The following is a 23,044-nucleotide window of genomic DNA, read 5'->3' as shown; positions in this document are numbered from 1 at the left end:
CACCGTTCCGGCCGTGCGCGTCGCAATCGTCTCGGAATGCTTCCTGCCGGTGGTCAACGGCGTCACCAACTCGGTGCTGCGGGTGTGCGAGCACCTGCGGGCAGGGGGTCACGACGTCGTGGTGATCGCGCCGGGCACCGGGGAGCCGGACTCCCACGAGGGGATCCCGGTCGTGCGGATCCCGGCCGTCGAGCTGCCGGTGGTGAACTCGATGCCGGTCGGGGTGCCCAGCAGGCGGATCCTGACCGCGCTGCGCCGGTTCCGGCCGGACGTGGTGCACCTGGCGGCGCCGTTCGTCGTCGGGGCGCGGGGGCTGGCGGCGGCACGGCGCCTCGGCGTGCCGACGGTCGCGATCTACCAGACCGACGTCGCCGGGTTCGCCTCCGCGTACGGGCTCGGGCTGACCGCACGGGCCGCGTGGCGCTGGACCTGCCGGCTGCACGGCATGGCCGACCGGACCCTCGCGCCGTCGAGCTGGGCGACCGGGGCCCTGCGCGAGCGCGGCGTCCCGCGGGTACACCAGTGGGCGCGCGGCGTCGACACCCGCCGGTTCACCCCGTCGCGGCGCAGCGACGCGCTGCGCGGCCGGCTCGCCCCGAACGGCGAGCGGCTCGTCGGCTTCGTTGGCCGCCTCGCCCCGGAGAAGCAGGTCGAGCGGCTCGCCGTGCTGGGGGAGCTGCCCGGGACGCGCCTGGTCGTCGTCGGCGACGGCCCCAGCGCCGACGGGCTGCGCGATCGACTGCCCTCGGCGGCGTTCCTCGGGCACCGCGGCGGTGACGAGCTCGCGCAGATCTACGCCAGCCTCGACGTGTTCGTCCACACCGGCCAGGCCGAGACGTTCTGCCAGGCCGTGCAGGAGGCACTCGCCTCGGGCGTCCCGGTGGTCGCGCCCGACGCGGGCGGCCCGCGCGACCTCGTGCTGCCCGACCGCACCGGTTACCTCGTGGCACCCCGCCCCGACGGCGGGGAGCCCGGCGACCCGGCCACCGACGCCGCCGACCGCGAGCTGGTCGGGGCAGTCGCCGCGCTGTGCGAGCCGCAGCGCAACCGGGAGTTCGGCCTGGCCGCCCGCCAGTCGGTGCTGCGCCGCACCTGGACCGCGGTCGGCGACGAGCTGCTCGCCCACTACGGCGACGTGCTCCGCGCCGCGGCCCCGGAGCGCCTCGCGGCCTGACCGGCACGCCCCCGCCCGACCGGACCCCCGCCCGACCGGACCCCCGCCTGGTCGGGCCTCCGCCGGCCGGGCCGACGCGGCCGGGGAGGGTGCCTGCGTAGTCGTGCGGATCCGTGGCCGCGGCCCGGCGGCGACGGTGGTCCCATGAGCCGCACCGTCGTCGTCGCGCCCCGTGGTGAGCTCGCCACGGTCGACACCTCCGCCACCGTCCGCCTGATGTCCCGGCTGCTCGACCCCGCGCCCGCGGTCCGTGCCGCCGCCCGTGCCGAGGTCCTCGACGCCCCGCACCGGCAGATGCCGCCGGTGCTGTTCGCGCTGTCGGAGAACCTCGTCGCCGACGGCGCGATGCCCGAGGCCGCCCGCTGGTTCTACGCGGGCCAGCTGCGGGCCCGCTACGACGCCTGCCGCTGCACCGACACCACCGCCGCCCAGGCGCTGGCCGTGCTGCGCGACCGCTTCGGCGAACCGGTGAACCGCTGGGCCTTCGCCGACCCGGCCCGGGTCCGCCGGGCCGCGGTCCGCGCCGTCGCCTGGGACCGGGCGGCGCCGCACGACTACGACCACCGCTGGATCGCGCTGCACGGCATGGGCGCCTTCACCGGCGACGGCAACGGTGTCAGCACGCCGTCGGCCGAGTGGGCGGGCGTCGCCGCCCGGGTCCGTGCCGACTACCTGAGCGGCCTGCGTGAGGTGCTGCGCGAGCAGTTCGGACAGCAGTTCGGGCAGCGGTTCGGACGGCGGTGAGCCGGCGGCCGGGTCGCCTAAGCTGTGTTCGTGTCCCGCGCCGAGCTCGACAAGAACCCGACCGACGTCGCCCGCATGTTCGACGGCGTCGCCCGGCGCTACGACCTGACCAACACCGCGCTGTCGGGGGGCCAGGACCGCTACTGGCGGATCCAGACCCGCCGGGCCCTCGGCCTGAGCCCGGGCGAGAAGGTCCTCGACCTCGCCGCGGGGACCGCGGTCTCGACCGTCGAGCTGGCGAAGGACGGCGCCTGGTGCGTCGCTGCGGACTTCTCCCTCGGCATGCTGCGTGCGGGCGCCCGCCGTGACGTCCCGAAGGCCGCCGCCGACGCGCTGCACCTGCCCTTCGCCGACGGCAGCTTCGACGCCGTCACCATCTCCTTCGGCCTGCGCAACGTGAACGACACCGTCGCCGGCCTGCGTGAGATGGCCCGCGTGACCCGCCCCGGCGGCCGCCTGGTCGTCTGCGAGTTCTCGACGCCGACCTGGGCCCCCTTCCGCGTGCTCTACCAGAACGCGGTGCTCGGCCACGCCCTCCCGGCGATCGCCCGCACGGTCTCCTCGAACCCCGAGGCCTACCTGTACCTGGCCGAGTCGATCCGGGACTGGCCCGACCAGCCCGCACTCGCCGGGAAGATCGCCGACGCCGGCTGGGAGCGCCCCGCCTGGCGGAACCTGACCTTCGGCGCCGTCGCGCTGCACCGGGCGTACAAGCCGGCCTGAGCCCCCGCCGCCCCGTCCCGCCACGGTCCCCGTGGACGGGTCTGCAGAGCCGGCCTGCGACACAGGGGCCGACGTCGTGGCGGAGCCGGGCGCGCTGCACGCGTGCGGTCGCAGCGGCGGCCGGGCGGTCGTCCCTCCACCGGCTCGCGCCCCTGCAGCGAGCCCGCTCCGCCGCGGACCAGTGCACACGGTGACGGGTTCCCGCGCGGCCAGCGCCCGGGGCCGGGCGAATCCGCTCACCGGGTAAGCGAGTTGGCACGGGAATGCACGGCCCCGGGGATCGCGCTCGATCTGCTGCGCCGGGCCCGGCAGCACCACGCGACGACGTGCTCCCTTCTCGGAATTCGCTCACCGGGTAAGCGAATTCGGAGAAGGGAGGGTCCGGAGTCGCGTCTCTCATGGCACGCGGCGGTCCGCGGTGCAGCGGTGGGCGCTGTGGCGGTCGGTCACCCTGCGCCCGGTGGTCGGCGGTCGGCGGTCGGCCGCGTGGGTGGTCGGCTGCGTGGGTGGTCGGCTGCGTGGGAGGTCGACCGCGGGAGGGCCGACTGTGCGAGGGGACGCCGCGTGCGCGGCCCGGCACCGGCCGTCACCGCCCACTGACCCTGCGTCGAAGCGCGTTGCGCCGCAAGGAGTCCCGCGTCGTCGCCCGATCCGCCCACGCGATCACGTCGACGTCGTCCTACACTGCTCGCGCAGTTCGTGAACTTTTTCACAAGGGTGGTGGGAGACACGCGACCCGGAGCGCGCCGACCTGCACGGATGCGGATCACATGTGACCCGCGCCCCGTCACAGGTAAGGCTCGCCTGGGTTCTTGGTCACAGGGGACCGGACATAGGGTCGCCGCGACCGGCTCGTCGATCACCACCAACGACGGTGGCGCCGCGACAACGAAGGTGTAGGAATGCTCGATCCCTATCTCCCGCTCGTCCTGCTGTTCGTGTTGGCGGCGGGCTTCGCGGTGTTCTCGGTCGCCTCCGCGCCGTTGATCGGTCCGCGCCGGTTCAACCGGGCCAAGCTGGACTCCTACGAGTGCGGTATCGAGCCCTCGCCGCAGCCGGTCGTCGGCGGCGGTCGCGTGCCGGTCGCCTACTACCTCACGGCGATGCTGTTCATCCTGTTCGACATCGAGCTGGTGTTCATGTACCCGTACGCCGTCGTCGCCGATGCGGTCGGCGTCTTCGGGTTCGTGGCCATCACGCTCTACATCGCCACGATCGCCTTCGCGTACGCCTACGAATGGCGTCGCGGCGGGCTCGAGTGGAGCTGAGGCCGTCATGGGACTCGAGGAGAACCTGCCCAGCGGCGTCCTGCTGACCAACGTCGAGAAGCTGGTCAACTGGACCCGGAAGTCGTCGCTCTGGCCTGCCACGTTCGGCCTGGCCTGCTGCGCCATCGAGATGATGACCACCGGCGCCCCGCGCTACGACCTCGCCCGGTTCGGCATGGAGGTTTTCCGGGCCTCGCCGCGCCAGGCGGACCTGATGATCGTCGCGGGCCGCGTGAGCAACAAGATGGCGCCGGTCCTGCGCCAGATCTACGACCAGATGCCCGAGCCGCGCTGGGTGCTCGCCATGGGCGTGTGCGCCAGCTCCGGCGGCATGTTCAACAACTACGCGATCGTCCAGGGCGTGGACCACGTCGTCCCGGTCGACATGTACCTGCCCGGCTGCCCGCCGCGGCCGGAGATGCTGATCGACGCGATCCTCAAGATCCACGCCAAGATCATGGACGAGCCGCTCGGCCCGAAGCGGGCCGCCGAGCTCGCCGAGTCCGGGTACCGCACGCCGATGGTGCCGTCGTCGGTCAAGTACGCGCCGAAGCACAAGCAGCTCGGTGCGCTGAAGACCACGCACACCCCCGACGTCCCGAACTACCTGGAGCCGGGCTCGCAGCCCAAACCGGCCCCGAACGCGCTCGCGCCGGGGGAGACCCTGGAGCTGCCGTCGCTGGCCGACGCGGCCCGCGGAGGTGACGCGACGTGACCGAGCCGACCGGCACCTCCAAGGACGGGGCCGAGCCCACCGGCGGCGCGCACTCGTCGTCGCAGGAGAGCGGCGCCGCGGCCGAGGAGCAGCGGATGGCGGGCGGCGAGGCCCCCGGCGACCTGGCCGCTCCCGGGGACGCGGCCACCCCCTCCGACGCGCTGGGCGGCGCCCGCCCCGCGCAGAGGATGACCGAGACCCGTACCCGCTCGGGCATGTTCGGCGTCCGCGGCTCCGGCGACACCTCCGGCTACGGCGGCCTGCGTCTGCAGGGCTGGGCCCCGGCCCCGGCCGAGCGGCCCTTCGGCGGCTGGTTCGACGAGTTCGCCGACGAGCTCGGCGCGGCCCTCGACGAGCGCGGCATCCCGCGCGGCGCGATCGAGCAGGTCACGATCGACCGCGACGAGATGACCCTCTACGTCGAGCCCGCCCGGCTGCACGAGGTCGCCCGCACCCTGCGCGACGACCCGGGCCTGCGCTTCGAGTTCTGCTCCGGCGTGTCCGGTGTGGACTACTCGGCGCCGGACGGCGCTCCGGTCGACCGGCCGCTGCACGTCGTCTACCACCTGCTGTCGATGACCTACCGGCGCCGGGTGCGCCTGGAGGTCGCGCTCGACATGGGCGACGCCGCGAACCCGCCCACCGTGCCGAGCGTCGTCGACGTCTACCCGACGGCCGACTGGCACGAGCGCGAGACCTGGGACATGTACGGCGTCGTCTTCGACGGCCACCCGGCGCTGACCCGGATCCTCATGCCGGACGACTGGGACGGCCACCCCCAGCGCAAGAGCTACCCGCTGGGCGGCATCCCCGTGGAGTACAAGGGCGCGGAGATCCCCCCGCCCGATGAGCGGAGGGCCTACTCGTGACGACTGACGCCGACCCCACCACCGCCGACGCCACCACCGACCCGTACGCCGCGCCCGGCCGCGAGACCACCGAGGGCACGGTCTACACCGTCACCGGCGGCGACTGGGACGACCTGCTCGAGGCCGAGCACGACGACCGCATCGTCATCAACATGGGCCCGCAGCACCCGTCGACGCACGGGGTGCTGCGCCTGGTCCTGGAGCTGGAGGGCGAGACCGTCACCCAGGGCCGCGCGGTCATCGGCTACCTGCACACCGGTATCGAGAAGAACTGCGAGTACCGGACCTGGACCCAGGGCGTCACCTTCGTGACCCGGGCGGACTACCTGGCCCCGCTGTTCAACGAGGGCGCCTACTGCATGGCCGTCGAGAAGCTGCTGGGCGTCGAGGTCCCGCAGCGGGCCGAGCACCTGCGGGTGCTGCTCTGGGAGCTGAACCGGATCGGCTCGCACCTGGTCGCGCTGGCCACCGGCGGCATGGAGCTGGGCGCGCTGACCGGCATGACCTCCGGCTTCCGCGAGCGCGAGGAGGTGCTCCACCTGCTGGAGTTCCTCACCGGCCTGCGGATGAACCACGCGTTCATCCGCCCCGGCGGCCTCGCCCAGGACATGCCCGAGGGCTGGCAGGAGAAGGTCCGTGACTTCCTGAAGGTCATGAACTCCCGGCTGCCCGACTACGACCGGCTGCTCACCGGGCAGCCGATCTGGCGCCAGCGCCTGGAGGGCGTCGGCTACCTGCCCGTCGACGGCTGCCTGGCCCTCGGCGCGTCCGGCCCGATCCTCCGCTCGGCGGGTCTGGCGTGGGACCTGCGCAAGCACATGCCGTACTCGGTCTACGACCAGTACGACTTCGAGGTCCCGACGGCCACCGAGGCCGACTGCTTCGCCCGCTACCGGATGCGCGTCGCCGAGATCCACGAGTCGCTCAAGATCATGGAGCAGGCGGTGACGAAGCTCGACGAGCTCGGCCCGGGCCGCGTCATGGTCGACGACCCGAAGGTCGCCTGGCCGGCGCAGCTGTCGGTCGGCAGCGACGGCATGGGCAACACCCTCGAGCACGTCCGCAAGATCATGGGTCAGTCGATGGAGTCGCTGATCCACCACTTCAAGCTGGTCACCGAGGGCTTCGGAGTCCCGCCGGGGCAGGCCTACGCGGCCGTCGAGTCCCCGCGCGGCGAGCTCGCGGTGCACGCCGTGTCCGACGGCGGCACCCGCCCGGTCCGCATCCACGTCCGGGACCCCAGCTTCGTGAACCTGCAGACGATGCCCGCGATGAGCGAGGGCGGCCAGGTCGCCGACGTCATCGCGGCCGTCGCCTCGATCGATCCCGTGATGGGAGGTTGCGACCGATGACGGTCCCCCCGCAGGAGAAGAGCCCCGTCTCGCCGGTGTTCGACGAGCTGACCCGGCAGCGCACCACGGAGATCATCTCCCTCTACCCGGAGTCCCGGTCGGCGCTGCTGCCGCTGCTGCACCTGGTCCAGTCGGTCGAGGGGTACGTCAGCCCCGACGGCATCCGTTACTGCGCGGAGGCGCTGGAGCTGACTACCGCCGAGGTGTCGGCGGTCGCGACGTTCTACACGATGTACAAGCGCACTCCGTGCGGCGAGCACCTGGTCAGCGTGTGCACCAACACGCTGTGCGCGGCGCTGGGCGGCGACGACATCTACGCCCGCCTGCGCACGCAGCTGGGTACCGAGGACCGTCCGCTGGGCCACGAGGAGACGGCGGGGGAGCCCGGCAGCACCGGCTCGGTCACCCTGGAGCACGCCGAGTGCCTCGCGGCCTGCGACCTCGCCCCGGTGCTGCAGGTCAACTACGAGTACTTCGACAACCAGACCGTCGAGTCCGCGGTGGAGCTCGTCGACGCCCTGCGTCGCGGCGAGCGCCCGCAGCCGACCCGCGGGGCGCCGCTGACCGATCTGCGGACCGTCGAGCTGGAGCTGGCCGGGTTCACCGACGACGCCGGAGGCGTCGACACGACGGCCCGCGTCGAGGGCCCGTCCGGTGCGATCGAGTCGGTGCGCGGGGCCCGGATGGCCGAGGAGAACGGCTGGACCGCCCCGGCGCTGCCCGACGAGCCGCCGGCGATGCCCGCGCTACCGGAGAAGAAGTGATCGCATGAGCACCACTGAGCCTGTGCGCAAGCCGGACCCGATCACGCCCGTCCTGACCAGGCGCTGGCTGTCGCCGCGGTCCTGGTCGATCGACACCTACGAGCAGCTCGAGGGCTACACCTCCCTGCGTACCGCGTTCGCCGCCCACCCCGACCAGCTCATCCAGCTGGTGAAGGACTCCGGGCTGCGCGGCCGCGGTGGTGCCGGGTTCCCCACCGGCATGAAGTGGGGGTTCATCCCGCAGGACGACGGCAGCGGCACGGGCCCCGGCGCGAAGCCGAAGTACCTGGTCATCAACGCCGACGAGGGCGAGCCGGGTACCTGCAAGGACATCCCGACGATGATGGCCGACCCGCACGCGCTCATCGAGGGCTGCATCGTCACCAGCTACGCGATCCGCGCCAACTTCTGCGCGATCTACGTCCGCGGCGAGGCGCTGCACTGCATCCGCAGGCTGCGCGCCGCCGTCCGCGAGGCGAAGGCGAAGGGCTACCTCGGCCGCGACATCCTCGGCTCCGGGTTCGACCTGGAGATCGTGGTGCACGCCGGTGCGGGTGCCTACATCTGCGGCGAGGAGACGGCGCTGCTCGACTCGCTCGAGGGCCGTCGCGGTCAGCCCCGGCTCAAGCCGCCGTTCCCGGCGACCGCCGGGCTCTACGCCTGCCCGACCGTCGTCAACAACGTCGAGACCATCGCCAGCGTCCCCGCCATCGTCAACGGCGGGGCGGCCTGGTTCCGCTCGATGGGGCGCGAGAAGTCGCCCGGCCCGAAGATCTACTCGGTCTCCGGGCACGTCGAGCGTCCCGGCCAGTACGAGGCGCCGCTGGGCATCACGCTGCGGGAGCTCCTGGAGCTCGCCGGCGGGATGAAGGACGGGATCCCGCTGAAGTTCTGGACCCCGGGCGGCTCGTCGACACCGCTGTTCACCGCCGAACACCTCGACGTCCCCCTGGACTTCGAGGGTGCGGCCGAAGCCGGCTCCATGCTGGGGACGACCGCGGTGCAGGTCTTCAACGAGACCGTCTCGGTGCCGTGGGCGGTCATGAAGTGGACCGAGTTCTACAAGCACGAGAGCTGCGGCAAGTGCACCCCGTGCCGCGAGGGCACGTACTGGCTGGTCCAGGTGCTGCAGCGGATGGTGCGCGGCGAGGGCACCTCGACCGACATCGACACCCTGCTCGACGTCTGCGACAACATCCTCGGCCGCTCCTTCTGCGCCCTCGGCGACGGTGCGACGAGCCCCATCACCAGCGCCATCAAGTACTTCCGCCAGGAGTTCCTGGACCTCATCGCGGAGCAGCCCGATGTGGACCGCCCGGAGCAGCTGGCCGCACTGACCGGAGCGAGCGCATGACCCTCACACCGGAGCGGAACGCCACCGAGGAGACACCCGTCCCCGAGGGCCACGTCCGTCTCACCATCGACGGCCAGGTCGTCGACGCCCCCAAGGGCGAGCTGCTGATCCGCACCTGCGAGCGCCTCGGCATCGTGATCCCGCGGTTCTGCGACCACCCGCTCCTCGACCCGGCCGGCGCCTGCCGCCAGTGCCTGGTCGAGGTGGAGATGGGCGGCCGGCCGATGCCGAAGCCGCAGGCCAGCTGCACCATGACCGTCGCCGACGGGATGGTGGTGAAGACCCAGCACACCTCCGAGCGGGCCGACAAGGCGCAGCAGGGTGTGATGGAGCTGCTGCTCATCAACCACCCGCTGGACTGCCCGATCTGCGACAAAGGCGGCGAGTGCCCGCTGCAGAACCAGGCGATGGCGCACGGCCGGTCGGACTCCCGCTTCGTCGAGACCAAGCGGACCTTCCCGAAGCCGCTGCCGATCTCCAGCCAGGTGCTGCTCGACCGCGAGCGCTGCGTGCTCTGCCAGCGCTGCACCCGGTTCTCCGAGGAGATCGCCGGCGACCCGTTCATCGACCTGCTCGAGCGCGGGGCGAAGCAGCAGATCGGCATCGCCGAGGACCAGCCGTTCCAGTCCTACTTCTCCGGCAACACGATCCAGATCTGCCCGGTCGGGGCGCTCACCAGCGCCGCGTACCGGTTCCGGTCGCGCCCGTTCGACCTGCGCTCGACCCCGGGCGTGTGCGAGCACTGCAGCTCCGGCTGCGCCTCGCGCACCGACTCCCGTCGCGGGACCGTGCTGCGCCGGCTGGCGGGCAACGACCCGGAGGTCAACGAGGAGTGGCTCTGCGACAAGGGCCGGTTCGCCTTCCGCTACACCGGTAGCCAGGGCCGCATCACCCGGCCGCTGGTCCGGCGCGCGGACGGCACGCTGGAGGAGGCCTCCTGGACCGAGGCGCTCGCCGTCGCCGCGGAGGGGCTGCTCGCGGCCCGCGCGGCCGGCGGCATCGGCGTCCTGCCCGGGGGACGGCTGACCGTCGAGGACGCCTACGCCTACGCCAAGTTCGCCCGCGTCGTCGCCGGCACCAACGACATCGACTTCCGCGCCCGCCCGCACTCGGGCGAGGAGCTGGAGTTCCTCGCCGCGCACGTCGCCGGGGGGACTCCTCAGGACTCGGTGACCTTCACGGCGGTCGAGAACGCCCCCGCGGTGCTCACCGTCGGCACCGACCCCGAGGAGGAGTCGGGCATCGTCTTCCTGCGCCTGCGCAAGGCGTACCGGAAGCGCGGGCTACGCCACTTCCAGGTCGGCCCGTTCACCAGCTACGGCGCCGAGAAGACCGGCGCCACCGTGCTGCACGCGGTGCCCGGCGCGGAGGCCGCGGTCGTCGCCGACCCGGGCGCCGACGTCGTCGCCGCGCTGGAGCAGCCGGGCGCGGTGATCCTCGTCGGGGACCGGGCCGCGGAGTCGCCGGGCCTGTACTCGGCGGTGTCCGCGCTCGCCGCCCGCACCGGCGCGGCGATCGGCTGGCTGCCGCGCCGGGCCGGGGACCGCGGTGCGGTCGAGGCGGGCGCGCTGCCCACCCTGCTGCCCGGCGGCCGGCTCGTCACCGACGCCGCCGCCCGCGCCGAGCTGGAGCAGGTCTGGGGCGCCCCCGTCCCGTCCGCCCCGGGCCGCGACGGCGACGCGATCCTCGCCGCCGCCGCGTCCGGTGAGCTGGCCGCGCTCGTCGTCGGCGGCGTCGACCCGCAGGACATGGCCGACCCGACGGCCGCGATCACCGCGCTGCGCGAGGTCGGGTTCCTGGTCAGCCTGGAGATCCACACCTCGGCGGTCACCGAGCTCGCCGACGTCGTCCTCCCGGTCGCCCCGGACGCCCAGCGCTCCGGCGCCTACGTGAACTGGGAGGGGCGCCGCCGCGAGTTCGGCGTCGCGCTCGACGCGACCGGCGTGCTCCCGGACTGCCGGGTGCTCGACACCCTCGGCGTCGAGATGGACGCGGACCTGTTCACCCAGACCCCGGCCGCCGCGGCCGGGGAGCTGGAGCGGCTCGGCTCGCGCCGCGCCGGCGGCGTCGCACCGGACCACACGGCGGGCCAGGCCCGGCGTCCCGGCTACGGCCAGGCGGTCCTCGCCACCTCGCGCCAGATGATCGACGACGGCAGCCTCCAGATCGACGAGCCCGCGCTCGCCGGCACGGCGCGGCGGCCCTACGTCAAGGTCAACGCGGCCACCGCGGAGCGGCTCGCGCTGGTCGAGGGCGCCGAGGCGACGGTCCGCACCGACCGCGGGGCGATCACCCTGCCGGTCGCACTGACCGACCTGCCCGACGGCGTCGTCTGGCTGCCGACCTGCTCGCCCGGCTCGCACGTCCGCCCCACGCTCGGGGTGGGCCACGGTGACCTCGTGACGGTCGGTCCGGCCGGGAACGGAAGCGCGTCGTGAACCTGTCCCAGGTCCCGCCCGCCCCGGTGGACCAGCTGACGCACACCCAGGCGCTGCTCGCCGACGACCCGATCTGGCTGATCCTGATCAAGGTCGTCGGGCTGTTCGCGCTCGGCGTCGTGCTGACCCTGTTCATGATCAACTGGGAGCGCAAGGTCGTCGGCCGGATGCAGCACCGTCCGGGCCCGAACCGGACCGGCCCCGGCGGCTGGCTGCAGAGCCTCGCCGACGGTCTGAAGCTGGCGTTCAAGGAAGACATCATGCCGGCGATGGCCGACAAGAAGGTCTACTTCATCGCCCCGGTCATCTCGACGATCCCGGCGTTCGTCGCCTTCTCCGTCATCCCGTTCGGCGGCGAGGTCACGATCTTCGGCGAGCAGACGGTGCTCCAGCTCGTCGACGTCCCGGTCGGCGTGCTCGTCGTGCTGGCCTGCTCCTCGATCGGCGTCTACGGCATCGTGCTCGGCGGCTGGGCCTCGGGCTCGCCGTACTCGCTGCTCGGGGCGCTGCGCTCGGCCGCCCAGGTCATCTCCTACGAGATCGCGCTGGGCCTGGCCGTCGTCGGCGTCGTCCTCTACTCCGGCTCGCTGTCCACCGCGACGATCGTCGGGGCGCAGGCGTCGGGCTGGTACTTCTGGCTCCTGCTGCCGAGCTTCGTGGTCTTCGTGATCGCGATGGTCGGCGAGACCAACCGGGCGCCGTTCGACCTCCCCGAGGCCGAGTCGGAGCTGGTCGGCGGGTTCCACACCGAGTACTCGTCGCTGAAGTTCGCGCTGTTCTTCCTCGCCGAGTACGTGAACATGGTGACCGTCTCGGCGATGGCGGTGACGCTGTTCCTCGGCGGCGGCATGTGGCCGTGGCCGCTGAGCTTCCTCAACGAGTACGGCTGGATGCAGTTCGTCGCCTTCATCATCAAGGTGCTGCTGTTCCTGTTCGTGTTCATCTGGCTGCGCGGGACGCTGCCGCGGTTCCGCTACGACCAGTTCATGAAGCTGGGCTGGAAGGTCCTGGTCCCGGTCATGCTGGTCTGGATCGTCGCGATCTTCGGCATCCGGGCGTTCGTCAACACCGGCTCGGACAACTACGTGCTGCTGCTGTCGCTGATCGGCTTCGCGCTCGCCGTCGTGCTCGCGGTGGCGTTCCTGCTGCCCGACCGGCAGACCGAGGCGCCACCGGTCGAACCGGCGTCGGACTATCCGGTGCCGCCGCTGGACCTGGTGGTCCCCGACTCACCCCCGAAGCGTCGGAAGGCCGTCACGGCCGGAAAGGACGCGCGCTAGATGTTCGACTTCTTCAAGGGATTCGGCGTCACCTTCTCGACGATGTTCAAGAAGGTCGTCACCGAGGAGTACCCCGAGGACTTCCCGCCCGCCGCGCCGCGCTACCACGGGCGCCACCAGCTCAACCGGCACCCGGACGGGCTGGAGAAGTGCGTCGGCTGCGAGCTGTGCGCCTGGGCCTGCCCGGCCGACGCCATCTACGTCGAGGGCGGGGACAACACCGAGGAGGCGCGGTACTCGCCCGGTGAGCGCTACGGCGCGATCTACCAGATCAACTACCTGCGGTGCATCGGCTGCGGCCTGTGCATCGAGGCCTGCCCGACGCGCTCGCTCACGATGACGAACTTCTACGAGCTGGCCGACGACAACCGGCAGGACCTCATCTACACCAAGGAGCAGCTGATGGCCCCGCTGCTGCCGGGCATGGAGCAGCCGCCGCACCCGATGCGCCTGGGCGACGACGAGCAGGACTACTACGTCTCCGGCCCGACGCTCGCGAAGGTGTCCGCCCAGGACCAGACCAAGGAGCAGGCCCGATGACCACGGCCGCGGACCTGGCCCAGGCGGCCGGGGAGGTGAGCACCGGCGAGGCGGTCGCGTTCTGGATCCTCGGACCGGTGGCGCTGGCCGGTGCGCTCGGCCTGGTCTTCGCCCGGCACGCGGTGCACGCCGCGCTGCTGCTGGTCCTGACGATGTTCTCGATCGCGGTGCTGTACCTGGTGCAGTCCGCCCCGTTCCTCGGGTTCGTGCAGATCATCGTCTACACCGGCGCCGTGATGATGCTGTTCCTGTTCGTCCTCATGCTGGTCGGACGGGACTCCAAGGACTCGGTGATCGAGGTCCTGCGCGGGCAGCGGGCCGCGGCGCTGGTGTTCGGCGTGGCGCTGGCCGCGCTCCTGGTCGGCGGGCTGGCCCGCGGCCTGACCAGCGTCACCCCCGCGGGGCTGGCGCAGGGCGGGCTCGGGTGGAACGGCAACGTCCCCGGCCTCGGCCGGCTGATCTTCACCGACTACCTGCTGGCGTTCGAGCTGACCGCGGCCCTGCTGATGGTCGCCGCGCTCGGCGCGATGGTGCTGTCCGGCTCGCAGAGCAGCCAGCACACCAAGATCGGCCAGCGCGCGACGGTGCTGAAGCGGCTGCGCGGCGAGCACGCCCGCCTCTCCCCGCTGCCCGGCCCCGGCGTCTACGCGACGGCGAACTCCGTCGCGGTCCCGGCGATCCTGCCCGACGGCTCGATCGCCCCGGAGTCGCTGTCGGAGATCATCGAGTCGGTCGCGGTCGACGTGCCGGACACGACGACCCCGGACGCGCACGCGCTGACCGGCCGCCCCGCACCCGACCGGACCGCCGCCTCCGGTGAGGCCGCCGACACCGGGGAGCACCGATGAGGCCCGAGTACTACCTGCTGCTCTCGGCGCTGCTGTTCACCATCGGCGCCGTCGGCGTCCTGGTGCGGCGCAACGCCGTGGTCGTGTTCATGTGCATCGAGCTCATGCTGAACGCGGTGAACCTGACCCTGGTCACGTTCTCGCGCATCAACGGCAACCTCGACGGCCAGGTGATGGCCCTGTTCGTGATGGTCGTCGCGGCCTGTGAGGTCGTCGTCGGGCTCGCGATCATCACGGCCATCTTCCGCACCCGCCAGTCGTCGTCGGTGGACGACGCGAACCTCTTGAAGTACTAGGAGCGCGCTGGTGACCGTCCTTCTCGCACAGGCCGCCCCGCAGGCGACCGGCGCCGCCTCGCTGGCCTGGTTGCTGATCGCGCTCCCCGCGGCCGGTGCACTCGTGCTCTTCCTCGCCGGACGGCGGGCCGACGCCTGGGGCCACTGGCTCGGCGTCGCGACCGTCGTCGGCGCGTTCGTCGTCGGTGTGACGATATTCCTGCAGACCCTCGGTCTCCCCGCCGACGAGCGGCTGCGCGAGCAGTCGCTGTGGTCCTGGATGTCCTCCGGCGCGCTGGAGGTCGACTTCGGGCTCCGGATCGACACGCTGTCGCTGACGTTCGTACTGCTGATCACCGGGGTCGGGGCGCTCATCCACCTCTACTCGGTGGGCTACATGAGCCACGACCCGAACCGGCGGCGGTTCTTCGCGCAGCTGAACCTGTTCGTCGCCGCGATGCTGGTGCTGGTCCTCGGCAACAACTTCGTGATGCTCTACCTCGGCTGGGAGGGCGTCGGTCTGGCGTCGTACCTGCTGATCGGCTTCTACCAGGACCGGCCCTCCGCGGCGACGGCGGCGAAGAAGGCGTTCCTGATGAACCGGGTCGGCGACGTCGGCCTGGCGATCGCGATCTTCCTGCTCTGGCTGGAGCTCGGGACCCTGCAGTACACCGAGGTCTTCGCCCGCATCGGCGAGGTCGGCGGCGGCACGGTCCTCGCGATCACGCTGCTGCTCCTGCTCGGCGCCTGCGGCAAGTCCGGCCAGTTCCCCCTGCAGTCCTGGCTCCCGGACGCGATGGAGGGCCCGACCCCGGTCTCGGCCCTGATCCACGCGGCCACGATGGTCACCGCGGGCGTCTACCTCATCGCCCGGGCGTCGCCGATCTACAACCTGTCCGAGACCGGACGGCTGGTCGTCGCGCTCATCGGTGTCGTCACGCTGATGATCGGCGCGATCATCGGCTGCGCCTACGACGACATCAAGAAGGTCCTGGCCTACTCCACGGTCAGCCAGATCGGCTACATGATCCTCGCCGTCGGGCTCGGGCCGGCCGGCTACGCGCTGGGCATCCTGCACCTGCTGACGCACGGCTTCTTCAAGGCCGGGCTCTTCCTCGGCGCCGGTTCGGTCATGCACGCCATGAACGACGACGTCGACATGCGCCGCTTCGGCGGCCTGTGGCGGAAGATGCCGGTCACCTTCGTGACCTTCGGCCTCGGCTACCTCGCGCTGATCGGCTTCCCGTTCCTGTCCGGCTACTTCTCCAAGGACGCGATCATCGAGGCCGCGTTCGCGCAGGAGGGCTGGCAGGGCTGGGTGTTCGGCGGGCTCGCGACGCTCGCGGCCGGTCTGACCGCCTTCTACATGACCCGCCTGATGATCATGACGTTCTTCGGTGCGGAGCGGTGGCGCACGGTGCAGTCCACCGACGGCCGCGACTACCACCCGCACGAGTCCCCGGCGACGATGACCGTGCCGATGATCGTGCTGGCGGTCGGCTCGGTCTTCGGCGGCGGCGTGCTCTACGGGATGATCCCGGAGTGGCTCGCCCCGGTCGTGGGGGAGCGCCTCGAGCTCGAGGGCGGCGCCCTGCCGCACGCGGTGATCCCGTGGCTGGTCGTCGGCGTCTCGCTGCTCGGCGTGCTGGCGGGCTACCTGTTCGTCGGCCGCTCCCCGGTGCCGGTGGAGCGCCCGCAGCGGGTGTCGCCGGTCGTCGCCGCGGCCCGTGCCGACCTCGGCGCGAACGCCTTCAACGAGGCGTTCATCGAGCGGCCCGGCATCGTCCTCACACGGGCGCTCGCCTGGTTCGACGACCGCGGGATCGACGGGGCCGTCAACGGCGCCGCGTCGGCGTTCGGCGGCGGTTCCAGCCGCCTGCGCCGGCTCCAGACCGGCTTCGTCCGGTCCTACGCACTCTCGATGCTCGGCGGGGCGGTCATCGTCGTCGCCGCGATGCTGGCGGTGAGGTTCGTCTCATGACCCCCCTGGACACGGCTCCCATCGTCCCCGGCTCCGGGGGCAACCCGTTCCTGATCGTCCTGCTGCTGGTGCCGGTCGTCGGCGCGCTGGTCATGTACCCGCTGCGCGCCAACACCGGGCTCGCGAAGGCGGTCGCGATGGCGACGGCGCTGCTGGAGCTGGTGCTCGTCGTCGTCGCGTGGGCGCTCTACTCCATCCCCGCGGCGCAGGCCGGCGCCCGGTTCCAGCTCGAGTTCTCGATGTCCTGGATCCCCGCGTTCGGTACCCACATCGCGTTCGGCGTCGACGGCATCGCCCTGGCGCTGATCGGGCTCACCGCGTTCCTGGTGCCCGGCCTGATGCTGTTCGCGTGGGCGGAGAAGCTGCCGGAGGGCCGCTCTGCCGCCGAGTACTTCGCGCTGCTGCTGGCGACCCAGGCGACGCTGGTCGGCGTCTTCGCCGCCACCGACGTCTTCCTGTTCTACGTGTTCTTCGAGGCCATGCTGGTCCCGATGTACTTCCTGATCGGCCGCTTCGGCGGGCCGCGCCGGCAGTACGCGGCGGTCAAGTTCTTCCTGTACTCGCTGCTCGGCGGCCTCATCATGCTGGCGTCGCTGATCGGGCTGTTCGTGGTCAGCGAGCAGCAGCTGGGCCAGGGCACGTTCACCTGGGCCGACCTGCAGGCGATGGCGTCGAGCGTGCCGGAGTCGACCCAGATCTGGCTGTTCCTCGGCTTCTTCGTCGCCTTCGCGATCAAGGCGCCGCTCGTGCCGTTCCACACCTGGCTGCCCGACGCCGGTGCCGAGGCCCCGATCGTCGGCGCGGTGCTGCTGGTCGGCGTGCTGGACAAGGTCGGTACCTACGGCTTCCTGCGCTACCTGCTGCCGCTGTTCCCGCAGGCGTCGCAGACCCTGGCGCCACTGGTGCTGGTGCTCGCCGTCGCCGGGATCGTCTACGCCGCACTGCTCGCGGTCGCCCAGACCGACATGGGCCGGTTCGTCGCCTACACCTCGGTGGCGCACTTCGGCTTCATCGCGCTCGGGGTGTTCGCGTTCTCCTCGCAGGCCTTCGCCGGCGCGACGCTCTACATGGTCAACCACGGTCTCTCGACCGGCATGCTGTTCGTCATGGTCGGCGTGCTGATCAGCCGCGGCGGCTCGCGCCTGATCGCCGACTACGGCGGCGTCGCGAAGCTCGCCCCGGTGATGGCGGGCTGCCTGCTGCTGGCAGGGATGAGCTCGCTGGCGCTGCCCGGCACGAACTCGTTCGTCTCGGAGTTCCTGGTGCTGGTCGGCTCGTTCCCGAACCGCCCGGTGTTCACCGTGATCGCGACGATCGGCATCATCTTCGCCGCGCTCTACGTGCTGTGGTTCTACCAGCGCACGATGCAGGGCCCGGTGCGCGGCACCGCGGTCATGGCGGCGCTGGAGCGCGGCGGCGCGGGCGGCCCGGGGTCGATGATCGACCCGGCGGTCGCCGCGCAGCGCAAGGGCACCGGCTTCCCCGACCTCACGGGTCGCGAGATCGGCGTGCTCGTGCCGCTGATCGTCGCGATCGTGGTGCTCGGCTTCTACCCGGGCCCGGTGCTCGACCTGATCAACCCGTCGGTGACGGCGACGATGACCGAGCTCGGCCTGCCCGACCCGGTCGTCGCTGGAGGGATCGCTCGATGAGCTCGTTGGTTCTCCCCGCCCAGGTGGCTCCGATCGAGATGCCCGCGGTCGACTGGGCGGCCACCGCGCCGCTGTGGATCGTGTTCGCGGGTGCCTGCGTGTCGGTGCTGCTGGAGGCGTTCCTCCCGCGGCACCAGCGCTGGCCCGTCCAGGTCGTGCTGACCGGGCTGACCCTGGTCGCGGCGCTCGTCGCGCTGGCCGGGTACGCCCTCGGGTCCCCGGCGGCCGTGCTGACCTTCGGCACCGCGCTGTCGGTGGACGCGCCGTCGCTGTTCCTGTGGGGCACCCTGATCGTCCTCGCGATCCCCAGCCTGCTGCTGATCGCGGACCGGTCGGTGGAGCCGGGCGGGGTGTTCGTCGCCTCGGCCGCCGAGCGGGCCGCGGTCCGAGCCGGCGGCGGCCCGGCCACCCCGGCCGGCGGCGAGCACGTCGACCGCTCCTACGGGGCGCCCGACGAGACACCGACGATGCAGACCGAGCCGTTCCCGTTCGTGCTGTTCGCGCTCGGCGGCATGATGGCGTTCGTCGCGGCGAACGACCTGCTGACGATGTTCATCGCGCTCGAGGTCCTGTCGCTGCCGCTGTACCTGATGTGCGGGCTGGCGCGGCGCCGCCGGCTGCTGTCGCAGGAGTCCGCGGTCAAGTACTTCCTGCTCGGCGCGTTCGGCTCGGCGTTCTTCCTCTACGGCATCGCGCTGCTCTACGGCTACGCGGGCTCGGTGCGGCTCCCGGCCATCTCCCAGGCCGCCGCGGGCACCCTGGCGTCGGACACGCTGCTGTTCGCGGGCCTGGCGCTGCTGCTGGTGGGGCTGCTGTTCAAGGGCTCGGTCGCCCCGTTCCACACCTGGACCCCGGACGTCTACCAGGGCGCCCCGACGCCGGTCACGGCGTTCATGGCGGCCTGCACGAAGGTCGCCGCGTTCGGCGCGATCGCCCGGGTGCTCTACGTCGGCTTCGGCAGCACCGTCTGGGAGTGGCGCGGCGTGCTGTGGGTGGTCGCGGTCGTCTCGATGGTCGTCGGCGCGGTGCTGGGGCTCACCCAGACCGACGTGAAGCGCATGATCGCCTACTCCTCGATCGCGCACGCCGGGTTCATCCTGCTCGGCGCGATGGCGCTGACCCCGCAGGGCACGTCCGGGCTCATGTTCTACCTGCTGGCCTACGGCTTCACGACGATCGCGGTCTTCGGGATCATTTCGCTGGTCCGCACCGGTGACGGCGAGGCCTCGGACCTGGCGGCCTGGGCGGGCCTGGCGAAGCGGTCGCCGCTCGTCGCCGGGATCATGACGTTCCTGCTGCTCGCGCTCGCCGGCATCCCGCTGACCAGCGGGTTCACCGCCAAGTTCGCGGTGTTCTCGGCGGCGTCGGCGGACGGGATGGTGCCGCTGGTGGTGATCGCGCTGGTCGCGTCCGCGGTGGCCGCGTTCTTCTACCTGCGCATCGTGGTGCTCATGTACTTCCGGGAGCCCGCCGAGGACGGTCCGGCCGTCGTCGTGCCCGGGGCGTTCACCACCGTGGCCATCACCCTGGGCACGCTGGCGACCCTCGTTCTCGGGATTCTTCCCACACCCGTCCTCGAATGGGCCGCCAGCGGCGCGTTCTCGGGCTGACGTTCGTAGGCTGTGGGGGTGGAGACACAGAGTGTGGCCGGGATCCGGATGGCCGATCCGGTCCTGGCCGAGGCCACCGCTGACGGGCTCAAGCGGGTCGAGGACCTGCTGCACCGCGAGGTGCACAGCGACTACGAGTTCGTCACCGAGACCTCGTTGCACCTGATCGACGCGGGGGGCAAGCGGTTCCGCCCGCTGTTCACGCTGCTCGCGGCGCAGGTGGGACCGCATCCCGAACGCGACGAGGTGATCACGGCGGCCGCCGTGGTGGAGCTGATCCACCTGGCGACGCTGTACCACGACGACGTGATGGACGAGGCGTCCATGCGGCGGGGCGCGGAGTCCGCGAACTCGCGCTGGGACAACTCGATCGCGATCCTGACCGGGGACTTCCTGTTCGCGCACGCGTCGCGGCTGGTCGCCGACCTGGGGCCGGACGCGGTGCGGATCATCGCCGAGACGTTCGCGCTGCTCGTGACCGGTCAGATGCGCGAGACCCGCGGCCCCAAGGCGTCCGACGACCCGGTGCAGCACTACCTGCGGGTGGTCGCGGAGAAGACCGGGTCGCTCATCGCGACCTCGGGCCGCTACGGCGGCATGTTCTCCGGCGCACCCGCCGAGCACGTGGAGGCGCTGCGGACCTTCGGCGAGGTCATCGGGGCGGCGTTCCAGATCTCCGACGACATCATCGACATCGCGTCGCCGTCGGACGACTCGGGCAAGACGCCCGGCACCGACCTGCGCGAGGGCGTGCACACCCTGCCGATGCTCTACGCCCTGCGCGACGGCGACGACTCCGCCGACGCGCGCAGGCTGCGTCAGCTGCTGGCCGCCCCGATCAGCGACGACGACGAGGTGGCCGAGGCGCTGGAGCTGCTCCGCTCCGGTGACGCGCTGGTCAAGGCCCGCGAGACCGTCGCCGGGTACGCCGACCGGGCGCGCGCCGAGCTGGCGGTGCTGCCGCCGTGCCCGGCGATCGAGGCGCTGCGGACGCTGACCGACTACACGGTGGAGCGGGTGGGCTGAGGCGCCGGTGGGCGTCGCCGTCGCAGCAGGTCGACGGTGAAGACCACCAGCGCCACCCAGACGAGGGCGAACCCGGCCCAGCGGGCCGGGGCCATCGTCTCCCCGACGACCAGCACGCCCCACAGGAACTGCAGCGTGGGGTTGATGTAGAGCAGCACGCCCAGGGTCGTCAGCGGCAGCCGGCGCGCCGCGGAGCCGTAGAGCAGCAGCGGCAGCGCGGTCACCGGGCCCGCGGACAGCAGGAGCAGCAGGTGCCACGGGCCGTGGCCGGTCATCGTGCCGCCGCCGGTGGTCTGCAGGACGACCAGGAACACCAGGGCGGGCACCACGAGCACGAGGCCCTCCGCGGTCAGCCCGGCCGCGGCCGGTAACGGCGCGGTCGCCTTGAACAGCCCGTAGATCCCGAACGAGCAGGCCAGCGCCATCGACAGCCACGGCACCGTGCCGTTCCCGACGGCGATGACGACGACGGCCGTCGCCGCCAGCCCCAGCGCCACCCACTGCGCGGGCCGCAGCCGCTCCCGCAGGACGAGGACGCCGAACAGCACCCCGACCAGCGGGGTCATGTAGTAGCCGAGCGCGGACTCGACGACCAGGCCCGCCGACACGCCCCAGATGAACAGGCCCCAGTTCACCGCGATGAACACCGCGGCGGCGGCCGTCGCGAGCCATCCGCGGACACCGAGCCCGCGCACGTCGCCCCAGCCGCGCAGCACGGTCAGCACCAGCGACATCAGCACCGCGGTCCACAGCACGCGGTGGGCGAGCACCTCCGGCGGCGCCGCGGGGTCCAGCAGCGGCCAGAACGCCGGGAACAGGCCCCACAGGACGTACGCGCCGATCCCCGCGGTGAGCCCGGCGGGGTGCCGCTCACTCCGTTCGGGTGTGGTTCGTTCGGGGGAACGGGCGGTGGTCATGGTCGCTTCGGGTGGTCGGTCACGGGCACGATGATCCGGTACGGGTGTGCTCCCGCGCGAGACGACGGCGGGGCGGGCACGATCCGTGATACCAAGCACGGCGACAGCGGTCCGGGACGGTCCCGGGCGGACGGAGGTCCGGCATGGGCTGGATGTGGGTACTGCTGGCGGTGCTCGTGGTCCTGGTGGTGGCAGGGGTACTGGTGTCCCGTCGCAGCGGAGGGACCGTCGAGGGCGGTCCGGAGGCCACGGGGACGCCCGACACGGCGGAGGTGCCCGACGGGCCGGGCCCGGGGCGCGACCCCGGGACCGTGGCGCTGTTCGACACCGCGGGGGTGGTCGACCCGTCCGCCGCGGCGGCCGGGTCGCACGCGCCGTCGCCGGACGTCGCACCGCAGCCCTCCTCGGCGGACGGTGCGGAGGAGTGGTCCGGCCCCGGGGCGACCGCGGGCGGGCCCACCGGGACCAGCGATGCGCCGGCCGGGCACGGGCTGTCCGACGGGACGGAGGACGACCCGGCGCCCGGGACGCGGCCACCGGACGTCGCGCCCGGAGCCACGGCGACGGCCCCGGACCCGTCCGATCCGGAGGTGTCGGATCGCGGTGCCGCCGGAGACGGAGCCGACGGGGACGTCGTCACGGCGGGCGGGACCGGCCCGGGTGGCGGCGACAGGCCCACGTCCGACGGTGCCGTTGCCCTGTCCCAGGACGGTGCGGCCCACGACGGTGCGGCCCACGACGGCACAGCCCCGGACGGCACAGCCCTGGACGGCACAGCCCTGGACGGCACAGCCCCGGACGGCACAGCCCCGGACGGCACAGCCCACGAGGGCGTGGCCCAGGTCGGTGTGGCCCAGGTCGGTGCGGTGCAGAACGGTGCGGCCCACGACGGTCCGGTGGACGACGGCGCGGCCGGCCCCGTCCCGATCCCGGGCGAGCCGGGCAGCGCCGCCACGGCCCCCGAGGTCCCCCTCCCGCGCCCCGAGAGCGACCCTGCGTCGCCGGAGGGATCGGCCGAGGACGACGAGCCGGCCGGCCGCCACGCCCTGCGCGACGACGTCGAACCGGCCCCGCTGCCCGAGCCGGGCCCCGCGCCGGCCGACGACGGCCCGCCCGCACCGCTGCCGATCCCGTCGCGGCCGCGACAGGGCGCCGACGGCTCGGCGCTGGCGGCGCTCGACTCCATGATCATCGGCCCGTCCGCGGCGTCCGCGCCGCTGCCCCCGGGTGTGCGGCCCGGCCCGTACCCGGACTCGGTGCTCGCCCCCACCGACGGCGGCGACCCGCCCGAGACGCACCGGGTGAAGGTGCACAGCGGTTCGCGGCGGTTCCACCCGCCCGAGTCGCCGTACTACGTCCGCACCCGCGCGGACCTGTACTTCACCGCGGAGGGCGCCGCACGGGCGGCCGGGTTCATCGCCTGGCACGAACGCCCCGGGGCCCGCTGAGACCCACCGCCTCCGGACACACGACGGCCCCGGTACTCCGAGGAGTACCGGGGCCGCGGTGTGTCA

Annotated in this window: 20 protein-coding genes; 19 read left to right on the top strand and 1 reads right to left on the bottom strand. The window is 72.6% G+C overall.

Annotated features, from left to right (window positions below; translation table 11 throughout):
- Positions 1–13 precede the first annotated feature (13 nt).
- From MTO91_RS23345 to MTO91_RS23260, 18 genes are all read left to right on the top strand, one after another.
- Complete coding sequence (locus tag MTO91_RS23345; protein ID WP_476652728.1) at positions 14–1,174, top strand: glycosyltransferase family 4 protein; 1,161 nt, start codon at positions 14–16, stop codon at positions 1,172–1,174.
- Positions 1,175–1,318: 144 nt separating this feature from the next.
- Positions 1,319–1,918, top strand: coding sequence for a hypothetical protein (locus MTO91_RS23340; protein ID WP_251786725.1), 600 nt, complete (start codon positions 1,319–1,321; stop codon positions 1,916–1,918).
- 30 nt (positions 1,919–1,948) lie between these two features.
- On the top strand, positions 1,949–2,641 hold the full coding sequence (locus tag MTO91_RS23335; protein WP_476652726.1) for a demethylmenaquinone methyltransferase: 693 nt from the start codon (positions 1,949–1,951) through the stop codon (positions 2,639–2,641).
- 902 nt (positions 2,642–3,543) lie between these two features.
- Entirely contained in the window at positions 3,544–3,909 is a 366-nt protein-coding gene (locus MTO91_RS23330) for an NADH-quinone oxidoreductase subunit A (RefSeq protein ID WP_062397987.1), read from the top strand.
- 7 nt (positions 3,910–3,916) lie between these two features.
- Positions 3,917–4,624, top strand: a complete 708-nt coding sequence (locus MTO91_RS23325; protein WP_062397985.1) for a NuoB/complex I 20 kDa subunit family protein — start codon at positions 3,917–3,919, stop codon at positions 4,622–4,624.
- A gap of 95 nt (positions 4,625–4,719) precedes the next feature.
- Positions 4,720–5,493: an NADH-quinone oxidoreductase subunit C gene (locus tag MTO91_RS23320; protein ID WP_405421681.1), complete on the top strand. Its 774-nt coding sequence runs from the start codon at positions 4,720–4,722 to the stop codon at positions 5,491–5,493.
- A complete protein-coding gene (locus MTO91_RS23315; RefSeq protein ID WP_208818963.1) occupies positions 5,490–6,845 on the top strand; it encodes an NADH-quinone oxidoreductase subunit D in 1,356 nt (451 codons plus the stop codon). Before MTO91_RS23320 ends, MTO91_RS23315 begins: the two co-directional genes overlap by 4 nt.
- Positions 6,842–7,609: an NADH-quinone oxidoreductase subunit NuoE gene (gene nuoE / locus MTO91_RS23310; protein WP_208818964.1), complete on the top strand. Its 768-nt coding sequence runs from the start codon at positions 6,842–6,844 to the stop codon at positions 7,607–7,609. Before MTO91_RS23315 ends, nuoE begins: the two co-directional genes overlap by 4 nt.
- A 4-nt stretch (positions 7,610–7,613) precedes the next feature.
- The gene (nuoF, locus tag MTO91_RS23305; protein ID WP_208818965.1) at positions 7,614–8,963 is read left to right on the top strand and encodes an NADH-quinone oxidoreductase subunit NuoF; all 1,350 of its coding nucleotides are present in this window, start codon (positions 7,614–7,616) and stop codon (positions 8,961–8,963) included.
- Positions 8,960–11,401 (top strand): NADH-quinone oxidoreductase subunit G, encoded by a 2,442-nt coding sequence (locus MTO91_RS23300; protein WP_208818966.1) that lies wholly within the window; start codon positions 8,960–8,962, stop codon positions 11,399–11,401. The genes nuoF and MTO91_RS23300 overlap by 4 nt, the downstream gene beginning before the upstream one ends.
- 35 nt (positions 11,402–11,436) lie before the next feature.
- A complete protein-coding gene (nuoH, locus tag MTO91_RS23295; RefSeq protein WP_062403806.1) occupies positions 11,437–12,681 on the top strand; it encodes an NADH-quinone oxidoreductase subunit NuoH in 1,245 nt (414 codons plus the stop codon).
- The gene (nuoI, locus tag MTO91_RS23290) at positions 12,682–13,221 is read left to right on the top strand and encodes an NADH-quinone oxidoreductase subunit NuoI (protein ID WP_060710481.1); all 540 of its coding nucleotides are present in this window, start codon (positions 12,682–12,684) and stop codon (positions 13,219–13,221) included.
- Complete coding sequence (locus MTO91_RS23285) at positions 13,218–14,069, top strand: NADH-quinone oxidoreductase subunit J (RefSeq protein ID WP_405414884.1); 852 nt, start codon at positions 13,218–13,220, stop codon at positions 14,067–14,069. The genes nuoI and MTO91_RS23285 overlap by 4 nt, the downstream gene beginning before the upstream one ends.
- On the top strand, positions 14,066–14,365 hold the full coding sequence (gene nuoK / locus MTO91_RS23280; RefSeq protein WP_060710483.1) for an NADH-quinone oxidoreductase subunit NuoK: 300 nt from the start codon (positions 14,066–14,068) through the stop codon (positions 14,363–14,365). Before MTO91_RS23285 ends, nuoK begins: the two co-directional genes overlap by 4 nt.
- Before the next feature lie 7 nt (positions 14,366–14,372).
- Entirely contained in the window at positions 14,373–16,325 is a 1,953-nt protein-coding gene (gene nuoL, locus MTO91_RS23275; RefSeq protein ID WP_476654951.1) for an NADH-quinone oxidoreductase subunit L, read from the top strand.
- Positions 16,322–17,977, top strand: coding sequence for an NADH-quinone oxidoreductase subunit M (locus MTO91_RS23270; RefSeq protein ID WP_476652723.1), 1,656 nt, complete (start codon positions 16,322–16,324; stop codon positions 17,975–17,977). Before nuoL ends, MTO91_RS23270 begins: the two co-directional genes overlap by 4 nt.
- The gene (gene nuoN / locus MTO91_RS23265) at positions 17,974–19,587 is read left to right on the top strand and encodes an NADH-quinone oxidoreductase subunit NuoN (protein ID WP_476652721.1); all 1,614 of its coding nucleotides are present in this window, start codon (positions 17,974–17,976) and stop codon (positions 19,585–19,587) included. The genes MTO91_RS23270 and nuoN overlap by 4 nt, the downstream gene beginning before the upstream one ends.
- Positions 19,588–19,635: 48 nt before the next feature.
- On the top strand, positions 19,636–20,613 hold the full coding sequence (locus tag MTO91_RS23260) for a polyprenyl synthetase family protein (RefSeq protein WP_062403804.1): 978 nt from the start codon (positions 19,636–19,638) through the stop codon (positions 20,611–20,613).
- Here MTO91_RS23260 and rarD read toward each other — a convergent pair.
- A complete protein-coding gene (rarD, locus tag MTO91_RS23255; protein WP_346106170.1) occupies positions 20,589–21,530 on the bottom strand; it encodes an EamA family transporter RarD in 942 nt (313 codons plus the stop codon). The two genes, MTO91_RS23260 and rarD, sit on opposite strands and share 25 nt — an antisense overlap.
- 143 nt (positions 21,531–21,673) lie before the next feature.
- Between rarD and MTO91_RS23250 the strand changes: the two genes are divergently transcribed.
- A complete protein-coding gene (locus MTO91_RS23250; protein WP_476652719.1) occupies positions 21,674–22,978 on the top strand; it encodes a sunset domain-containing protein in 1,305 nt (434 codons plus the stop codon).
- Positions 22,979–23,044: the final 66 nt, after the last annotated feature.

This window comes from Pseudonocardia sp. 2-7, assembly GCF_056341085.1.
This window is presented reverse-complemented; position numbering and strand designations above follow the sequence as displayed.

Coding starts and splice junctions, on each gene's coding strand:
- MTO91_RS23340 (WP_251786725.1), top strand. CDS start 1,319: ATGAGCCGCACCGTCGTCGTCGCGCCCCGTGGTGAGCTCGCCACGGTC.
- MTO91_RS23330 (WP_062397987.1), top strand. CDS start 3,544: ATGCTCGATCCCTATCTCCCGCTCGTCCTGCTGTTCGTGTTGGCGGCG.
- MTO91_RS23325 (WP_062397985.1), top strand. CDS start 3,917: ATGGGACTCGAGGAGAACCTGCCCAGCGGCGTCCTGCTGACCAACGTC.
- MTO91_RS23320 (WP_405421681.1), top strand. CDS start 4,720: ATGGCGGGCGGCGAGGCCCCCGGCGACCTGGCCGCTCCCGGGGACGCG.
- nuoE (WP_208818964.1), top strand. CDS start 6,842: ATGACGGTCCCCCCGCAGGAGAAGAGCCCCGTCTCGCCGGTGTTCGAC.
- nuoF (WP_208818965.1), top strand. CDS start 7,614: ATGAGCACCACTGAGCCTGTGCGCAAGCCGGACCCGATCACGCCCGTC.
- MTO91_RS23300 (WP_208818966.1), top strand. CDS start 8,960: ATGACCCTCACACCGGAGCGGAACGCCACCGAGGAGACACCCGTCCCC.
- nuoI (WP_060710481.1), top strand. CDS start 12,682: ATGTTCGACTTCTTCAAGGGATTCGGCGTCACCTTCTCGACGATGTTC.
- MTO91_RS23285 (WP_405414884.1), top strand. CDS start 13,218: ATGACCACGGCCGCGGACCTGGCCCAGGCGGCCGGGGAGGTGAGCACC.
- nuoK (WP_060710483.1), top strand. CDS start 14,066: ATGAGGCCCGAGTACTACCTGCTGCTCTCGGCGCTGCTGTTCACCATC.
- MTO91_RS23270 (WP_476652723.1), top strand. CDS start 16,322: ATGACCCCCCTGGACACGGCTCCCATCGTCCCCGGCTCCGGGGGCAAC.
- nuoN (WP_476652721.1), top strand. CDS start 17,974: ATGAGCTCGTTGGTTCTCCCCGCCCAGGTGGCTCCGATCGAGATGCCC.
- MTO91_RS23260 (WP_062403804.1), top strand. CDS start 19,636: ATGGCCGATCCGGTCCTGGCCGAGGCCACCGCTGACGGGCTCAAGCGG.
- rarD (WP_346106170.1), bottom strand. CDS start 21,530: ATGACCACCGCCCGTTCCCCCGAACGAACCACACCCGAACGGAGTGAG.
- MTO91_RS23250 (WP_476652719.1), top strand. CDS start 21,674: ATGGGCTGGATGTGGGTACTGCTGGCGGTGCTCGTGGTCCTGGTGGTG.